The sequence below is a fragment of the Bradyrhizobium centrolobii genome (assembly GCF_001641635.1).
GTDB classification, from domain to species: domain Bacteria; phylum Pseudomonadota; class Alphaproteobacteria; order Rhizobiales; family Xanthobacteraceae; genus Bradyrhizobium; species Bradyrhizobium centrolobii.
Genome location: NZ_LUUB01000026.1, coordinates 118,356 through 134,283 on the forward strand (window position 1 = coordinate 118,356; position 15,928 = coordinate 134,283).

Sequence of the window (15,928 nt, forward strand, 5' to 3'; positions counted from 1 at the left end):
CATGGCACAGATCCGCGTCGAGAACCTGCGCAAATCCTTCGATCAATTCACGGCAGTGCAAGGCTCGAACTTCACCATCGACGACGGCACCTTCTTTGCGATGCTTGGACCCTCCGGCTGCGGCAAGACTACCACGCTGCGCATGATTGCGGGCCTTGAGCTGCCGACCGAGGGACAAATCCTGCTCGACGGCGAGGATGTCACATTCCGCCGCGCCGCCGCGCGCGACATCGCCTTCGTGTTCCAGCTTTTCGCGCTCTATCCGCACATGAATGTCGCTGACAATATCGGCTTTCCCCTGAAGTGCCAGGGCATGGGTCGGCGCGAGATTCGCGAGCGGGTGCAGGAGACGGCACGGCTCTTGCGGATCGAGCATCTGCTCTCGGGCAAGACGTCGAAGCTTTCGGGCGGCGATCGGCAGCGCGTCGCGTTGGGGCGCGCCATGGTGAGGCGACCGAAGGCCTTTCTGATGGATGAGCCGCTGGGTGCGCTCGATGCCGAGTTTCGTCATCTGATGTGTGGCGAGCTCCGCGAGCTCCACGAGCGCATCGGCGCGACCACGGTCTACGTGACGCACGACCAGCTCGAGGCGATGTCGATGGCGGATCAGATCGCCGTCATGAACAAGGGGCGCGTCGAGCAGATCGGCTCGCCGCAGGAGATATATGACCGGCCCGCGAGCATGTTCGTGGCTGATTTCATTGGCTCACCGCCGATGAATTTCCTCCGATTTGAGAGCGGTCTGCGATCCGGCAATCGGGCTGTCATTTTGCACAGCGTGAGCGTTGAAGTCCCCGAGATCCGCGAGGATCGCGCAAGCGCCCCGCTGGCGCTCGGGATACGGCCGGAGCACATCCGCTTCGCCGACGCAGCACCTGTCCGCGGAGAGGTGTTCGGCGCAGAATATCTCGGTACCACGCAAATCGTCACCGTCGACACGGCTCATGGACGCGTCGCGGCGCGACTGCCCTCCAGTACGCCCGTGCGGATCGGCGAGACGGTGGGGCTCGAATTCCGGTCCGAACGCGTGGCGCTGTTCGATGTCGGCAGTGGCCTCGCGATTCGGATCGCCAACGAGGGGAGTGCGCATCATGGCTGACGTCGCCTTACGCAATGTCAGCAAGCGCTTCGGCACGGTCGAGGCGGTGCGCGAGCTGTCGCTGACGGTGAACGACGGGGAGTTCCTGGTCCTGCTCGGGCCAAGCGGCGCCGGTAAAACCACGACGCTGCGGCTGATCACCGGGCTCGAGCGCCCCGACGCCGGTTCGGTCATGATCGATGGGCGCGACGTGACGCATGATCCACCGGGATCGCGCGATATCGCCTTCGTCTTTCAACAATACTCGCTTTATCCGCATCTTACGGTCTATGACAATCTGGCGTTCCCGCTGCGCTCGCCCGCGCGACGCGTGCCGGAGCCCATCATCCGCAGGCGCGTCGAACAGACGGCGGAGCTGTTGCATATAGCGAGCAAGCTGAGCAACCGAGCCACCCGCCTGTCCGGCGGAGAGATGCAGCGGGTGGCCATCGGCCGCGCGCTGGTCCGCGACCCCTCGATCTATTTGATGGACGAGCCGCTGTCGTCACTGGACGCCAAGCTCCGCGCGGAGCTCCGTCTGGAGCTCAAGCGCATCCAGCTCGAGCTTGGCGCGACCATTCTCTACGTGACCCATGACCAGGTCGAGGCTATGACCATGGCCTCCCGGATCGGCGTGATCCGGGATGGCCAGCTCCTTCAGCTCGGCACACCGCGGGAGATCTACGAAAACCCGTCCAGCAGCTATGTCGCCTCACGCCTCGGCACGCCCCAGATCAATTTCTTTCCGGCGAGCCTGTTGTCGGGCGTGCCGGTGCCGCCCGGAACCGAGACGGTCGGCATCCGTACCGAGCACCTTCGGCTTGCCGCACGCAATGGTGGGCCGATGGTTGGCCGCGTGCACCGCGTCGAGCACCTCGGTGAGCAGAATCACGTACACGTGGACTTTAAGGGGGAGTCGCTCGTGACGCTTGCGGATCCGCACCAGCCGCTGCATGCCGGTCAGGAGGTCGAATTGAGCCTGGTGCATCCGCTCTGCTTCGACCGCGCGGGGCGACGCATCCCCGCGATGGTTCACTAAGAGGATCAAACGCGATGTCGCTGCAACCCGAGACGTTCAAGTCGCTGGTCAAGGTGGCCGCAGAGCGGGTCATTGCCAGCGCGCCGGAGCTCACGAGCCTGGATCAGGCGATCGGCGACGGTGACCATGGAACGAATATGAAGCGCGGGTTCGAGGCCGTGCTCGGCAAGCTCGATCTGATCTCGGCGCAGCCGCTCGACGAGGCGCTGAAGATGATCGGCAAGACCCTGGTGATGACGGTTGGCGGTGCTTCCGGGCCGCTTTACGGCAGCTTTTTTCTCGCTGCCGGCGAGGCGCTCTCGCACGACAGGCATCTGCCCGAGGATCTCGCAGATGTCTTTGGCAGCGGCGTGAACGCCGTGAGCGCGCGCGGCCGCTCGCAAGCCGGCGAAAAGACGATGCTCGACGTGCTTGTTCCCGTCCTGGAGACGCTGAAGACGGCGGCCGGCCAGCCGGACCTGATCGCGCGTGTCCGAACCATCGCCGCTGAAGCGGTGGAGCGTACCGCGCCGATGCAGGCCACCAAGGGACGGGCTTCGTTCCTCGGAGCGCGCAGCGTGGGACATGTCGATCCCGGCGCACGTTCGAGCTGTGTTCTCGTGCAGGCGGTATGCGCGAGCCTGGAGGGAAAGCAATGAGCGAAACCGTGGGGATCGTGATCGTGTCGCACTCGAAGGACATCGCCAAGGGCACCGCTGACATGGTGCGGCAGATGGTCGGCAGCGAGGTCAAGGTGGCCTTCTGCGGCGGCAATCCCGATGGTGGGCTCGGTACCAGCGTGTCCTTGATCATCGACGCCATCAACGATGCCTGGTCGGCGAAAGGCGTCGCGATCCTCGTCGATCTTGGCGGCGCCGAAACAAACAGCGAGATGGCGGTCGAAATGCTGGAGCCCGCACGGCGCGATCTCGTTGTCGTATGCAACGCGCCGATCGTCGAGGGGGCCGTGATGGCGGCGACCGAGGCGGCAGGCGGCAGCTCACTGGCCCAGGTGAGGGCCGTGGCCGAGGAACTCTCTGCCGACTGACATGTCGGCGATACGATGACGGAAGATGAACATGCTCGACAAAGCGGATGGACAGATCTTCACCGACAATGTGCGGCTCGTGCACGCGGTGGGCATGCATGCGCGCCCTGCGGTCAAGCTGACCAAGCTTGCCAAGAAGTTCCAGGCCCAGATCTCCGTTCGGGTCGCAGGCGCGGCCGAGTGGATCAATGCCAAGAGTGTGGCCAAGATCATGGCCATGCGCGCGGCGCACGGCAGCACGATCGAGATCAAGGCATCGGGCAGTGACGCAGAGGCTGCCGTCGCCGCGCTGGTGAACCTGATCGCAACCGATTTTCCGGACGAGGCGTCGTAATATGCAGGGAGGCGCTGCAGGACTGGCCTATCGCGGCAGAACTGCCTCGATAGGCTTTGCCCACGGCCCGTTCGTCCGTGTCGATGCGGGCACCAATGGCGAGCGGGTAGCAGGCACGCTGGTCGAGGAAGCGCTAGCCCTTCGCAAGGCGATCGACACGGCAAGCGGTCAGATCGCGGAGCTTGCCACAATAGCCGGCGGTGAAGCCGCGCAGATTCTCGAATTCCAGGTCGCGCTTTTGGAGGACGAGGATTTCATCGAAGCGATATTCGCATCGATCGGCGAGGGCGAGGCTGCGGATGTCGCATGGCGTTCGGCGCTCGACGAGCAGATCGCGGACTACAATTCGGCGGAGGACGAATATCTGAAAGCGCGTTCTTCCGATCTCGCGGACCTGCGTGACCGCGTGATCAATATCTTGCGGGGAGGCGGGGGCCAGGTTCCGAGGATTCCGAGCGGAGCCGTGGTCTGCGCCGACGATCTGCCGCCCTCGCGATTTCTGGAGATCGATTGGTCCGGCGGCGGCGGTCTGGCGCTCAAGCGCGGCAGTCCCACGAGCCACGTCGCGATGCTGGCGCGCGCACGAGGCATTCCCATGGTCGTGCAGCTCGGCGCCATTCCGGACGTCGGAGCCACGGCGCTGCTCGACGGCGAAGGTGCCACGCTCGAACTCGATCCCAGTGCCGAGCAACTCCACCTGTTCGAGAAGCGGCGCGAGTTCCACCGCAAGAGTAGGGCGTCCGCGCGCGCGATCCTGCGGCGGCCGACGGCATCGTGGCGCGGCGAGCGGATCAGGCTGTTCATCAATATCCAGGGTGTTGAGGATCTCGATCATGCCGACGCACAATATGCTGACGGCATCGGCCTGATGCGCACGGAGTTTCTCCTCAGCGAGCGGGGCGGTCCGCCCGACGAGGAGACGCAGTTTCGCGCTTACGATGCGGTGTTGCGCTGGGCCGAGCGACGCCCGGTCACCATTCGCACTTTTGATGCGGGCGGCGACAAGCCGGTGCCCGGATTCACGATGGACGGTGAAGCCAATCCCTTCCTTGGGGTTCGCGGCCTGCGGCTTTGCCTGGCTCGGCCCGAAATCTTTACGGTCCAGCTCCGCGCGCTGGCGCGTGCCGCCGTGCGTGGAAACCTCAAGGTCATGTTCCCGATGGTCACAGCGGCGGGCGAGCTCGAGGCCGGGCGGAAGCTGTTCGCCGACGTCGTGCAGCGCTTGCAGGCGGACGGCATTGCCGCGATGCTTCCCGAGTTGGGAATCATGGTTGAGGTCCCGGCGGCAGCCTTGGCGGTTACAAGCTTCAAGGCATCCTTCTTCTCAATCGGCTCGAACGACCTCGCACAATATGTTCTTGCGTGCGATCGTTCCAACGGAGCTCTCGCCCCTTTGATGGATCCCTTGCATCCGGCGGTGCTCGAATTGATCGCACGGACCGCCGAGCACGGGCGGCGCGCGGGCGTGAGCGTCAGCCTGTGCGGCGACATGGCCAGTGATCCTCGCTGCCTGCCTGCTTTGATGAATTGTGGCTTGCGAGAGCTCTCCGTGAATGCGTCGGCGCTTGCGCAGATTAAGCAGACGATCGATCGGCTGAGTAGCGGAGGCAGCCTTGGCTGACACGGCGATCGATGAAGCGGCCGAGGCCGGCGCTGTTGTGGTCTACAAGCGCATCTTCAAGGAGGTGCTCGAGAGCCGACCGTCAGGCATGCGGCTTCGGCTTGCGCATGCCATGGGGAAAAACCGTAGCTTCGTCAGCCAGATCAGCAATCCGGCCTATCCGGTGCCGATCCCCGTGCAGCATCTCAATACGATCTTCGATGTCTGCCATTTTCCGCCGCAGGCCAAGGCTGCCTTTCTGCGCGCATATGCACGCGCGCATCCGCGCCGGATCGGCCGGCTGACTGAAGGGGCACATGAGCGCACCCTGACGCTGCACCTGCCGGATCTCGGCAGTGCGAAGCGAAACGCCGAGCTGGATGCGCTGCTCCAGGAATTCGCGCGGCGCCTGATTGCCATCATGCGGGAAAAATAGGCGCGAGATCGAGGGCAGCAAGCGGGGAGGAGACAATGAAGAAGTTCATCAATTCGGTCGACGGCGTGCTAGCAGAGAGCCTCGATGGGCTTGCGGCCGCGCATTCGGATCTCGTCGCGCTCGGGCCGGAACGGAAATTCGTGCGACGCCGCGAGCTGAATCCGAGGAAGGTCGCGCTGGTTTCGGGCGGAGGAAGCGGGCATGAGCCGCTACATGCGGGCTTCGTCGGCTATGGCATGCTCGACGCCGCCTGTCCGGGACAGGTTTTCACGTCGCCGACGCCAGATCAGATCGTCGAGGCAGCGCAGGCGGTTGCGGGAGAGGCCGGCGTGCTCTTCATCGTGAAGAACTATGCGGGCGACCGCATGAATTTCGAGATGGCGGCAGAGATCGCCGAGGGTCGCACGGCTACCATCGTGACGGATGATGACGTTGCGGTCGAGAACTCGACCCACAGCGTCGGGCGACGCGGCGTGGCCGGCACACTGATCGTCGAGAAGGTCATCGGAGCAGCCGCTGAGAAGGGCGTTGACCTCGCAGGCTGCGTTGCGCTCGGTGAGCGCGTCAACGCGCGAACGCGTTCGATGGGGGTTGCGCTGACGAGCTGCACGGTCCCGGCCGCGGGAACGCCGACCTTCGCGCTCGGTGAGGACGAGATGGAGATGGGCGTCGGCATTCACGGCGAGCCGGGACGTCGCCGTGTCAAGCTGGAGCGAGCCGATGCGATCGCTCACGAGATGATGACCGCTATCGCTGAGGACCTCGGCGCGCGCGCCGGAGCCGAGGTCCTCCTGTTCGTCAACGGATTTGGCGGTACGCCAACGATCGAGCTCTATCTTATGTACAATGCGGCACACCGGATTCTCGAGAAGCGCGGCATACGCATAGCGCGATCGCTGGTCGGCAGTTTCGTCACCTCGCTCGACATGGCCGGGTGCTCGCTCACGTTAAGCCTGCTCGACACCGAGACGACGGCGCTCTGGGATCATCCGGTGCGCACGGCCGCACTGAAATGGTGATCCTATTCCTACGCGGCGCGCCGCACGCTCGCGCTCAGTGGGATCGAGGTCCGCATCGAGCGCGCGCTGCGGGGCGGTCGCCAGACACCGTGCAGGGCCTGGAGAGGAGTTGAGCCAAGTCGGACTGTCGTCAATGGTTGCAATTGATCGTCTCTGGAGTTCGCTTGGCGCAGCGCCGTTGCTGTGGCTCGTCGTAACGCTGGCCGCTTACGCAATCGGCAACACGCTGCAGCGGCCTGCGGCGGTTCGACGTTCGAAAGTCCGGTGCTCACAGCCATCACCATCGTAGCTTCCATCGTCGTTGTGACCCGGACCGACTTCAGGGTCTATTTTGCGGCAACCCAGTTCATCAATTTCCTGCTCGGACCGGCAACTGTCGCGTTGGCCATTCCCGCTGGCGCGGAGCGCCCGGCTCGTTAAGGAACATCTTGCGGGCGTCGGACCAGCACTGTTGGCGGGCTCCGTTGCATCGATGGTCAGTGGCATTGGCCTGGTATGGCTCTTCGGGGGCTCACGCATGGTTGCGCTTTCGATGGCGCCGAAAGCGGCGACCACTCCCATTGCAGCCGCAGTGTCCAGCCAGATCGGTGGTATTCCGGCCTTGACCGCAGCGCTCGCGATCGTTGGCGGCATTGTGGCGGCGGTTGTCGCCCGGAAAATGTTGACCAGGTTGAACATCGACGATTGGCGGGCCCATGGGCTCGCTGCCGGAGTTGCGGGAAGCGGCATCGCGGCCGCGCAGGTGGCGGCACGCAACGAGCTCGGAGCCGCGTTCGCGGCACTTGGCATCGGACTAAACGGCGTGCTGGTCGGGCTCGTTGTGCCGCTCGTTGCGCAGCTCTGGAAGTCATGAGGAAATGTCGCCGGCAACTTCGTCACGTTCGGAGCGTCCATGGTGCTCGGGACTTCCGGCGCTCTCGCGAAGCTTCTGGCGCTTCCGGTCTTCTGCCTGGTCGTGATCGGCACGCGCGCATTCAGCTTCCTTCTGCCCGCGATCGGTTTGCCGATCTTTCGCTCGATGCTCGCCCTCAAGGTGCTGCTTCTGGCGGCAGGCGCCGCTTGTGCCGTCCGCTTTCGGACCGTTCGTCCAAGGCGATAGTTGGCAAGCGATCTGCACCGGCATGATCCTGGTCGCCGCCTTGGCCATTCAGAACGCCGCGCATCGCATTCATATGGGGACGGAGCCTCCAACTACGCTCATGACGGGCACCACCACCCAGATCATGATCGACGTCGCCGACGTGCTACGGAGCGCGCCGGTCTCGGTATTGACCGTCGCCAGGCCGCGTCTTGGCAAGATGACCGCGAGCGTGGCGGCCTTCGCGGTGGGGGTGCGCCGCCGGAGCAGTTCTCTACGCGAAGCTTGGGACTTTGTATTTCGTCATTCCTCCGCTGGTCGCGTTGCCGGCCGTGTTCCTGGCGCTCGCTGAACCGCGGTCATGACACCACTTCTTGAAGCTTGGGTAGACCCCCTCGATCTCCTTGCGGTGCGGCTCGAGGAAGCTCGGCAGTTTCAGGTCACGGCCCAGGGTTTCCAGAGGTTCGCCGACCGCGAATCCTGGAATGTCCGTCGCGATTTCGAAGAGGACGCCGCCCGGCTCCCGGAAGTAGATCGAGCGGAAATAGTTGCGGTCCTTCTGCTCGGTGGGATGCAGCCCATGATTGCCGACGAGCTTCTGGGCCATGCTTCCCTGTTCGGCATCATTCTTTGCGCGGAACGCGATGTGGTGCACGGAGCCGCGGCCCTGGCCGCCGCGCAGAAAACCTTTCGCCTCATAGATATCGACGACGTTTCCCTGTGCGTCGTCGGGCGCCGTCAAGCGGGTGACGGATCCCTCTCGCGCGGTCTCGCGGAAGCCGAACACATCGGTCAGGATCTTTGTGGTCTTGGTCGCATCATCGAGCAGGAGGGTGACGCCCTGGAAGCCGCGGATCGCGTGTTCCGCCGGCACGTCGCCATTGCTCCAAGCAGGTTCATCATCGGCGCCGACGACGCCGACGAGCGCAAGCGCCATGCCGTCGGGATCAGAGAACGCGAGCACGGACTCGCCGAAACGCTTCTCGAGCGCCTCGAACTTGATGCCCTTTTCGAGCAAGCGCTGCGTCCAAAAGCCCAGCGAGCGCTGCGGGACTCGGAAAGTGGTCTGATGGGTTTCGCCGACGCCGCGACGACCTGCGGGAGCTCCTTCCCAGGGGAAAAGGTGAGGATCGAGCCGGGCCGGCCAGCCTCGTCGCCGTAGTAGAAATGATACGTAGCCGGATCGTCGAAATTGACGGTCTTCTTGACGAAGCGCAGTCCGAGATCGCGTGTGTAGAAGCCGAAGTTCTTCTGCGGGTCGCCTGCAATGGCGGTGACGTGATGGATGCCTGACATTTTGCCCTCCGGGTTCGCAAGAGCCGCTAGAGCTCTCCCGGCGATATATCGAACGGCTTTGATGGGAGAACAATTCGTGCTTTTATGAAGTCACTGTCTACGAGTTGGCAGAATCGAAGATGGGACAAAGTCACCAGCCTGCAGGCGTTCGTGAAGGTGGTCGAAACCGGCAGTTTCTCGGAGGCGGCCCGCCAACTGCGTCTGTCCAGGTCCGCCATCAGCAAATACATCGGCGATCTGGAGGAGAGTCTCGGCGTACAGCTCCTCAATCGTACGAAGCGGCATGCCAGCCCGAACGAGAACGGTCAGCTCTATTTCGAGCGCGCGCTCGCCATTCTTTCGGAGATTGATGGGGCCGACCAGGCCGTGACGCACTTGCAGTCGGCTGCGCGCGGACTTCTGCGTATCAATGCGCCGATGTCCTTCGGCACAATAAAGCTCGGCCCGGCGCTCGCCGACTTCATGGTCAAATATCCGGAAATGCAGCTCCAGCTTGTGCTGAGCGACGATCTCGTCGATCCCGTCCAGGACGGTTTCGACGTGACCCTTCGAATCGCCGAGCTCGAATCATCGAGCCTGATTGCGCGAAAATCACGCCCATGCCGAGGGTGACCTGTGCATCGCCCGACTATCTCGAGAAGCACGGCACGCCATCGCACCCGCGGGATCTCCGCGATCACGTCTCGCTGACCTACGGATTCCTCCTCACCGGCAACCAGTGGAAACTGACGGGCGCGGACGGGGAGCACTGGATCCAGCCCGCCTGGTCCCTGTGCGTGAATAATGCCGAGGTGTTGCGCGACGTCGCTGTCAATGGGAGGGGAGTGGCGTTGATACCCAAGTTCATCGCCGTTGAGGCGCTGAAGAACGGATGGTTGAAGGAGATCTTGAAGGATTTCTGGTCGCCGCCGCTTACGCTGTATGCGATCTATCCGCCGACGCGACACTTGTCAGTGAAGGTCAGGCTCTTCATCGATTTTCTCGTCGAACGCTTTGGGCGCGAAGTCGATGCTTGACGGAGTTGCAATGCGTTCCAGGTCCTCCGATGCGATCGCCTCGATCCTATCCCTCATCGGTCTCGTTCGTGCGCAGGGCCGGTCCCCATTCCGCGCGTCGCCGGCGAGGCCGACACGTTCGCCGACATCCAGAACGGGCTTTTGGAGGAAGCATCCACCGAGCGTGAGATGCTCCATCTTCTGGTCAAGCTGATCGCGCGGATGAAGGCTGCCGATAGTCGGTGCCGAAGATGCGCGGCAGCAACAATGTGCCGACGCCGGCGCCGACATTGCCGGTGCCGGCGTAAAGTCCCTCCGCGGTGCCGATCTCGTGGGCATCGAGCCATTGCGCCACGTGCTGGACACCGACGACGAAGGAGACGCCGGCAATGGCGACGACCACTCGCTCGGCGAAAAGCAGCTCGTAGCTGGTGGTGAAGGCCGACGCGATCGAAACCAGTCCGCAGCCGGCAAGGATTGCGGCGAACCTCCGCGGAGCGCCAAATCGATCGGACGCCCAGCCGGCGACGATGCGTCCGACCGGCGCCATCCAGATGGCCGAACTGGCGAGCAGGCCAAGGTCCTTGATCGTGAGGTGATACGTCGCCGCGATGCTCGGACTGAACGCAGCCGTGGAAAACCACATCAGGAAGCACCAAAAAAAGCCGACGGTCGCTATCCCAAGCTGTTCAACCTTATGGCCCTGCATCAATGTTTGCTCCGATGGACGATCTGGAGATCCGTCGCATCCAAGAAAAAAGAGAGCCCCAAGCGACCAATGCAGCTGACCGCGCCGCCGCCGACGGGGCCCCAGGTCCTGGTATGGCTGCGCGCCGTCTTTCACGCTTCCACCTCGATGTCGGAAAGGGCGACGCTGCAACAGGCAAGGGCGGTACCGTTCTCCTTGCGCCGGCGGTGCTTTTCACATTCTGGTTTCTCGGAAAGCGTTCCGGCGAAACTCACCTCGCACTCTGCGCAACTGCCGGTCCGGCAGGCGTAATCCATCTCGATTCCGTGGGCTTCCGCCAGTTCCAGGAGGGTCACGGTTTCGTCCGTCTCGACCGTCCTGTCGCTCTTGATGAAGTGGACACGGTGCCGCGGCTCGGACAACGCCAGCGGCTTCGGCGCGCGCTTACCTCCCCCCGCGACGCGGCTGGATCCGAAACTCTCGCTATGAAGCTTGGCCTGATCGAAGCCTAGCTCCTGGAGGATCCTCCTTACCTCCGCGGCGAAGGGCTCGGGCCCGCACAGGAAGACGTGCCGCTGACCGAGGTCGGGGACCAGCGCATGGATCATCGACTTGTCGAATCGCCCAGTGAGGCCGGTCCATGATTCGGTTCGTCCGGACCAGGCGGAGGTCAGGGTGACGGCAACGCGGAAACAGGCATGCCGGGCCGAGATGAGCTCGAGCTCCTTGCGGAAAATGATGTCCGCAGGCGATTTAAACGAAACCAGGAACTTCACGTCCACATCGGTGGTTGTGTCGACGATCCAGCGGCTCATCGACATGATCGGCGTGATCCCGCTGCCTGCGCCGATGAACAGCATCTTTGACGCCGGACAATCGAAGCAGCTGAATTTTCCGGCCGGCCCCTTGATGGTCAGCCGCTCCCCCGGCATGACATGGTCGCACAGCCAGTTCGACACACGACCACCGGGTACGCGTTTCACAGTCAATTCGAGAACATGCGGCCGGGACGGGCTCGATGAGATGCTGTAGGACCGCTCGATATGCTCGCCATCGATGGTGAGAAGGAGGGTCACGAACTGACCCGGTCGATAGGAGAACAAGAGGGGCTTTTCGCCGACGAGCCGAAAGGTCTTGGCGTCGGCGGTTTCCTCGATGATGTCCGCCACCCTCAAGCTCGTGACGCCGCCTGACCAGAGCGCGATAGCGGCGCGATCCTCGATGAGATTCGTCAGCGCCGAGCTGGAAAGCGGCGGGACGTAGAAATAGGAGGGAATTTCCGCCAATTCCCCGGCCTCGGCGATCTCCTCCCCTGCGGTGACCGGAGAATTGGCAAGGCGGATACGCAGTTGATAGCCCGGGATGTCGACCAGGGACCCATCCCGTAGCGGAACCGGCACGCCCGCCTTGATCTTTTTTCGATCGAGAAGCGTCCCGCATTCAAGATCGATCGCATGGAGATAGAACCTGCCGTCCTTCTTGTGGAAGGCGGCGTGAAACAGGCCGAGCTTGTGGGCCTCGAGTTGTATATGGGCTCGGGGATGTCGTCCGACGACGGTCCAGCTGCCCAGCGGATCGATCGGCACATCTTCGATCTCGACGCCGTTCTGCAGGATGACGATTTTGTCGGGTGAGTTGCCATATGGTTCCTCGCCCGCGAACAGCCGATCGACCCAGGTTTTGCGGCGACGTACGAGAGTTTCGGATTGCGGTGCCGACCATCCGCCGGGGCTGTCCGCGACGATGACGGGCGCCGCCAGGCCGGCGAATAGCTGTCCCCAAAATGCCGGTTCCTGTGGGTCCGATCCTGTAATCCCGTCGCGATCCCCCATGGTCATGGTGTGCTCCTTCACCGTCAGCACTGGCGATCAAAGAGATTCAGAATGGCTTCGCGCGTGGTCTCGATGACCTGCATCATCTCTTCGATCTCCGCGGCTCCGATCTTCAGCTCTTCCAGAGTTTCCTTGAGGATCACGGATATCCGGTCGAAATGCTGCGTCTCGAGCCCGATTTTGCTGACCAGCTCGACGCCGCTGCACTGGTACGGACCGCCAAAGGCCATGGCGAGAAAGGACTTCTGCTTGAGCCGCTGAGCCGCCATATCGACATCGTCGAAAAATCGCCTGACGAGGTCGTCCTCGAGGAGCTTGCGGTGGAACAGATCGATGGCGATGGCCATCGCTTGGTCGCCACCGATCCGGTCATAGAGCGGGATGTCTTTCAGCTGGAAATAATCCCCCTTTTTCGCGGCGACACTGTCGGTTCCCCAATCGATCTGTCGCTCCAGCTTTTTTAGCAGCGGGATATGCTTGGAGCATTGGATGTAGGCCTCCTCGACCTCGACCATCACCCACCCATTTGGTCGTCTCTTGCCGTCCTTCGCCAACTCGGCCAGCACATCCTTGGGCAGCTTGTCGGCAAAGGTTTCGAGCTCGTCGCTCTGCACGATGCGCGCCTTGCCATTGACATGCAGGCCGACGGAATCTCGATAGAAATCGAGGATCAGCAGAGCGATGTGCGGATTCTCAGAAATATTCCCCTGACTGGCAAATACGCCGTTGCCGCGGTATTCAGGGTAGAGGAGATGCTTGTTCCCGAGCACATGGATGAAGCCGGGCTCGCCGAATCTCGGGCTGCAATCGCATTCGCCGTGACGATCGGCAGTGCCGACGAACATGAACTCCTGCCGGGAGATGAATTCCCGCATCCGCGGGGCAAGAAAATTCAGGACCTGCCGGGCATAAAAGGTATTGGCTCGATCCTCGGAGGCATATTTCGCCTGCAGCGCGTGCTCGCCGTCGGAGCCGGGCAGGAGGCTCGGGGTTTTCAGCTTTACAGGACCACCGGGCTGGCCCGGCGGGTGGCCGACCCCGGAAGGCGGCGGATTACTTGCTGGGCTGTCAACCAAAGATACTCGATGCAGGTTCATATTTTTCATATTTGTCCCACCTCGAACAGCCGCCCATAGAACAGGGCTTGCGATGTCGGTGCAACCAACTTAGCGCGCAACCATCCGCAGCGCGGACCACACGTGCCCCTCTGCATCGCCATGCGAAAACGCTTCGACAGCCGGTCCGCTGGTGAGAGCGGCAGCCTTACCTGAGACGATCACGGTCTTGCGTAACACTGTAGGCACTCCTTTCGAGACGCAGCGGCGTCCATTCGACTGACAGATAATTCACCGATTGTTCGCCTGGATTGCGAAAATCAGATCCATGCTCCGCCGCCGCTGTGGAGTTGAGATCGATGAAGAATATGTTCAAGAACATATTTTGACTGGCGGTATTGTCGCGCCAGTTGGAAGCGCCTCGCCGACTCATCCATGGCCGCTTACAGCCATTTCGCTCGGCGTTGTCGCGTCATACCCGACACATCTGCGGCGTGCTCCGCGCTCCGCGCATGCGTGGTCCGCGCCGCGGATCACTGCGCGTAAAGTTGATTGCACCGACGTCGCAAGCCGCCGCCCTGTTCTATGGGCGGCTGTTCGAGATAGCGCCGGCAGTCAAACCTTTGTTACGCGGCGATATGACGGAACAAGGCTGCGAGCCGATGGTGACGCTGGGCATTGTGGCTAGGCAATCTCTATGCCGTGTTGCCGGGGGCGAGCGCTCGTGCCAAGCGACACGTCGATTATCGCGTGAAGGCAGCCGATTGCACGCCCGTTGGCGCGGCGCTGCTGTGGACGCTGGAGCAGGGTTTAGGACTACGATGAGCGAACCGCTCGTCATCGTTGGCAACGGCATGGCGGCTGCCTGCTTGTGCGAAGAGCTCGTCCAGCGTGCGATCGGCCGTTATGCCGTCTCGGTGATTCGTGAAGAGCGGCTTGCTTATGATCGCGTGCTGCTTTCGTCCAATACCGTCAGTCAAAATATGTTCTTGAACATATTCTTCGTCCGTCACAACTCCACAGCGGCGGTGGATCTGAGTTTCGCAATCCAGGCGAACGATCGTGAATCTTTTGTCAGCGTTTTTGTCAGTCGAATAAACGCCGTCGCGTCTCAAAAGGAGTACTACAATGTTACGGAAGACCATGATCGTCTTAGCTAAGGCTGCCGCTCTCACACGCTGGCGCAGGGTTTAGGATTACGATGAGCGAACCCCTCGTCATCGTTGGCAACGGCATGGCGGCTGCCTGCTTGTGCGAAGAGCTCGCCCAGCGTGCGCTCGGCCGTTATGCTGTCGCCGCCGCACCTTGCCTATAATCGCGTGCTGCTCTCGTCGGTGCTGGCTGGCGAAGTGCGCCCGAGCGACATTTCACTGAAGCCGGCGGCCTGGTGGAGCGATCGGGGCATCACCTTGTGCTGCGGCGTCGGCGTGGCGGCGGCGGATATTGCCGCACGCACCGTGACGCTGTCCGACGGCAAAGTGTTGCCATTCGCCAAGCTCGTATTCTCCACCGGCTCGCGGCCGATCTGCTTGCGCATCGCCGGCGCCGATCTGCCCGGCGTGCTGACATTCCGCGACGTGAGCGACGTCGCGTCGATGTCGCGAGCTGTCTGCCGGAGTGCGCCCGTTGTCGTGATCGGCGGTGGGCTCCTGGGCATTGAGGCGGCTTACGGTCTCGCCAAGGCCGGCGCATCGGTGACACTGGTTCATCTTATGGATCGCTTGATGGAGCGCCAGCTCGACGCGCGCGCCGCATTGCTGCTCATGCGTGCGGTCGAGGCGAAAGGCATCCGGGTTCTGCTGGACGTCGCGACGGCGAGATTCGTCGGCAATAGTCACGTCGAGGGCGTAGTGCTCAAGGACGGCCGCGTCCTTGCGGCCGACATGGTCGTTGTTGCAGTCGGCATCAAGCCGAATGCCGAAGTTGCCGCTCACGCCGGTATCGCGGTCAATCGCGGCATCGTCGTCGACGATCATCTCGTTACCAGCACGTCCGATGTTTTCGCAATCGGGGAATGCGCCGAGCATCGCGGCGTCTGCTACGGTCTGGTGGAGCCCGCCAACGAGCAGGCGCGCGCGCTGGCCGAGCGCCTTGCTGGCCACGATGCGCGCTATCTCGGCAGCGTGAACGCCACCAATCTCAAGGTCTCCGGCGTTCATGTGTTCTCCGCCGGCGATTTTCTCGGAGCGCCCGGCACGGAGTCGGTCGTGCTCAGCGATCAGGGTCTCGGTACCTACCGAAAGCTGGTGATTGCCGGCGGCCGCGTCGTCGGCGCCGTGCTCTGCGGCGATACGGCCGATTCGTTCTGGTATCTCGATCTTATTCGTTCCGGCGCAACGATCGATTCCGTCCGCGAGGATCTCATTTTCGGTCGAGCATTGGCCGAGCGGCAAGCGGCCTAGAGCGGCCGGCGTCCTCGCGACGAAACAGCTGAGTCGAACAGGAGCCGGT

General features: G+C 62.7%; 15 protein-coding genes and 4 pseudogenes. 14 read left to right on the forward strand and 5 right to left on the reverse strand.

The features are described from left to right. The first annotated feature begins 1 nt into the window (after position 1). The 10 genes from AYJ54_RS04770 (at position 2) to AYJ54_RS51965 (ending at position 7,386) form a co-directional block, all read left to right on the forward strand. Positions 2–1,099 (forward strand): ABC transporter ATP-binding protein, encoded by a 1,098-nt coding sequence (locus AYJ54_RS04770; RefSeq protein ID WP_063696921.1) that lies wholly within the window; start codon positions 2–4, stop codon positions 1,097–1,099. Continuing rightward, entirely contained in the window at positions 1,092–2,117 is a 1,026-nt protein-coding gene (locus AYJ54_RS04775) for an ABC transporter ATP-binding protein (protein ID WP_063696922.1), read from the forward strand. Before AYJ54_RS04770 ends, AYJ54_RS04775 begins: the two co-directional genes overlap by 8 nt. Positions 2,118–2,131: 14 nt before the next feature. Continuing rightward, positions 2,132–2,755: a dihydroxyacetone kinase subunit DhaL gene (dhaL, locus tag AYJ54_RS04780; RefSeq protein ID WP_063696925.1), complete on the forward strand. Its 624-nt coding sequence runs from the start codon at positions 2,132–2,134 to the stop codon at positions 2,753–2,755. Continuing rightward, positions 2,752–3,144 carry a dihydroxyacetone kinase phosphoryl donor subunit DhaM gene (gene dhaM, locus AYJ54_RS04785; RefSeq protein WP_063696927.1) on the forward strand — a complete coding sequence of 131 codons (393 nt, stop codon included), beginning with the start codon at positions 2,752–2,754 and terminating at the stop codon, positions 3,142–3,144. Before dhaL ends, dhaM begins: the two co-directional genes overlap by 4 nt. Before the next feature lie 31 nt (positions 3,145–3,175). Then, positions 3,176–3,478: an HPr family phosphocarrier protein gene (locus AYJ54_RS04790; protein WP_245328890.1), complete on the forward strand. Its 303-nt coding sequence runs from the start codon at positions 3,176–3,178 to the stop codon at positions 3,476–3,478. 1 nt (position 3,479) lies between these two features. Next, on the forward strand, positions 3,480–5,099 hold the full coding sequence (ptsP, locus tag AYJ54_RS04795; protein ID WP_063696931.1) for a phosphoenolpyruvate--protein phosphotransferase: 1,620 nt from the start codon (positions 3,480–3,482) through the stop codon (positions 5,097–5,099). Then, complete coding sequence (locus AYJ54_RS04800; protein ID WP_082905480.1) at positions 5,092–5,514, forward strand: hypothetical protein; 423 nt, start codon at positions 5,092–5,094, stop codon at positions 5,512–5,514. The genes ptsP and AYJ54_RS04800 overlap by 8 nt, the downstream gene beginning before the upstream one ends. A gap of 35 nt (positions 5,515–5,549) precedes the next feature. Then, positions 5,550–6,533 (forward strand): dihydroxyacetone kinase subunit DhaK, encoded by a 984-nt coding sequence (dhaK, locus tag AYJ54_RS04805; protein ID WP_063696933.1) that lies wholly within the window; start codon positions 5,550–5,552, stop codon positions 6,531–6,533. Between the two features lie 183 nt (positions 6,534–6,716). Then, entirely contained in the window at positions 6,717–6,953 is a 237-nt protein-coding gene (locus AYJ54_RS53410) for an LrgB family protein (protein ID WP_283808630.1), read from the forward strand. Next, complete coding sequence (locus tag AYJ54_RS51965; protein WP_283808631.1) at positions 6,865–7,386, forward strand: LrgB family protein; 522 nt, start codon at positions 6,865–6,867, stop codon at positions 7,384–7,386. Before AYJ54_RS53410 ends, AYJ54_RS51965 begins: the two co-directional genes overlap by 89 nt. On the opposite strand, the gene AYJ54_RS51970 is transcribed toward AYJ54_RS51965, so the two are convergent. Continuing rightward, positions 7,381–7,680: a hypothetical protein gene (locus AYJ54_RS51970; RefSeq protein WP_245328894.1), complete on the reverse strand. Its 300-nt coding sequence runs from the start codon at positions 7,678–7,680 to the stop codon at positions 7,381–7,383. The genes AYJ54_RS51965 and AYJ54_RS51970 overlap by 6 nt on opposite strands. Between AYJ54_RS51970 and AYJ54_RS51975 the strand changes: the two genes are divergently transcribed. Beyond that, positions 7,655–7,963: a DUF1275 family protein gene (locus tag AYJ54_RS51975; protein ID WP_245328891.1), complete on the forward strand. Its 309-nt coding sequence runs from the start codon at positions 7,655–7,657 to the stop codon at positions 7,961–7,963. The two genes, AYJ54_RS51970 and AYJ54_RS51975, sit on opposite strands and share 26 nt — an antisense overlap. Positions 7,964–7,981: 18 nt before the next feature. Here the strand turns inward: AYJ54_RS51975 and AYJ54_RS04820 are convergent. After that, a pseudogene (locus AYJ54_RS04820) lies at positions 7,982–8,907 on the reverse strand (ring-cleaving dioxygenase); the annotation flags it as partial. Positions 8,908–8,991: 84 nt separating this feature from the next. Between AYJ54_RS04820 and AYJ54_RS04825 the strand changes: the two are divergent. Further along, positions 8,992–9,923: pseudogene (locus AYJ54_RS04825) on the forward strand (LysR family transcriptional regulator). A 184-nt stretch (positions 9,924–10,107) separates the two neighbouring features. Here the strand turns inward: AYJ54_RS04825 and AYJ54_RS04830 are convergent. The 3 genes from AYJ54_RS04830 to AYJ54_RS04840 form a co-directional block, all read right to left on the reverse strand. Next, positions 10,108–10,611 (reverse strand): MFS transporter, encoded by a 504-nt coding sequence (locus AYJ54_RS04830; protein ID WP_063696935.1) that lies wholly within the window; start codon positions 10,609–10,611, stop codon positions 10,108–10,110. A 131-nt stretch (positions 10,612–10,742) separates the two neighbouring features. Further along, positions 10,743–12,428, reverse strand: coding sequence for an FAD-binding oxidoreductase (locus AYJ54_RS04835; RefSeq protein ID WP_136623441.1), 1,686 nt, complete (start codon positions 12,426–12,428; stop codon positions 10,743–10,745). 17 nt (positions 12,429–12,445) lie between these two features. Further along, the gene (locus tag AYJ54_RS04840) at positions 12,446–13,528 is read right to left on the reverse strand and encodes a pyridoxamine 5'-phosphate oxidase family protein (RefSeq protein WP_201724133.1); all 1,083 of its coding nucleotides are present in this window, start codon (positions 13,526–13,528) and stop codon (positions 12,446–12,448) included. 770 nt (positions 13,529–14,298) lie between these two features. On the opposite strand from AYJ54_RS04840, the pseudogene AYJ54_RS48905 reads away from it, so the two are divergent. Beyond that, a pseudogene (locus AYJ54_RS48905) lies at positions 14,299–14,442 on the forward strand (NAD(P)/FAD-dependent oxidoreductase); the annotation flags it as partial. A gap of 236 nt (positions 14,443–14,678) precedes the next feature. Continuing rightward, positions 14,679–15,879: pseudogene (locus AYJ54_RS04850) on the forward strand (NAD(P)/FAD-dependent oxidoreductase). The last annotated feature ends 49 nt before the right edge of the window (positions 15,880–15,928 follow it).

Coding starts and splice junctions, on each gene's coding strand:
- AYJ54_RS04770 (WP_063696921.1), top strand. CDS start 2: ATGGCACAGATCCGCGTCGAGAACCTGCGCAAATCCTTCGATCAATTC.
- AYJ54_RS04775 (WP_063696922.1), top strand. CDS start 1,092: ATGGCTGACGTCGCCTTACGCAATGTCAGCAAGCGCTTCGGCACGGTC.
- dhaL (WP_063696925.1), top strand. CDS start 2,132: ATGTCGCTGCAACCCGAGACGTTCAAGTCGCTGGTCAAGGTGGCCGCA.
- dhaM (WP_063696927.1), top strand. CDS start 2,752: ATGAGCGAAACCGTGGGGATCGTGATCGTGTCGCACTCGAAGGACATC.
- AYJ54_RS04790 (WP_245328890.1), top strand. CDS start 3,176: ATGCTCGACAAAGCGGATGGACAGATCTTCACCGACAATGTGCGGCTC.
- ptsP (WP_063696931.1), top strand. CDS start 3,480: ATGCAGGGAGGCGCTGCAGGACTGGCCTATCGCGGCAGAACTGCCTCG.
- dhaK (WP_063696933.1), top strand. CDS start 5,550: ATGAAGAAGTTCATCAATTCGGTCGACGGCGTGCTAGCAGAGAGCCTC.
- AYJ54_RS51975 (WP_245328891.1), top strand. CDS start 7,655: ATGATCCTGGTCGCCGCCTTGGCCATTCAGAACGCCGCGCATCGCATT.
- AYJ54_RS51970 (WP_245328894.1), bottom strand. CDS start 7,680: ATGGCCAAGGCGGCGACCAGGATCATGCCGGTGCAGATCGCTTGCCAA.
- AYJ54_RS04830 (WP_063696935.1), bottom strand. CDS start 10,611: ATGCAGGGCCATAAGGTTGAACAGCTTGGGATAGCGACCGTCGGCTTT.
- AYJ54_RS04835 (WP_136623441.1), bottom strand. CDS start 12,428: ATGACCATGGGGGATCGCGACGGGATTACAGGATCGGACCCACAGGAA.
- AYJ54_RS04840 (WP_201724133.1), bottom strand. CDS start 13,528: ATGAAAAATATGAACCTGCATCGAGTATCTTTGGTTGACAGCCCAGCA.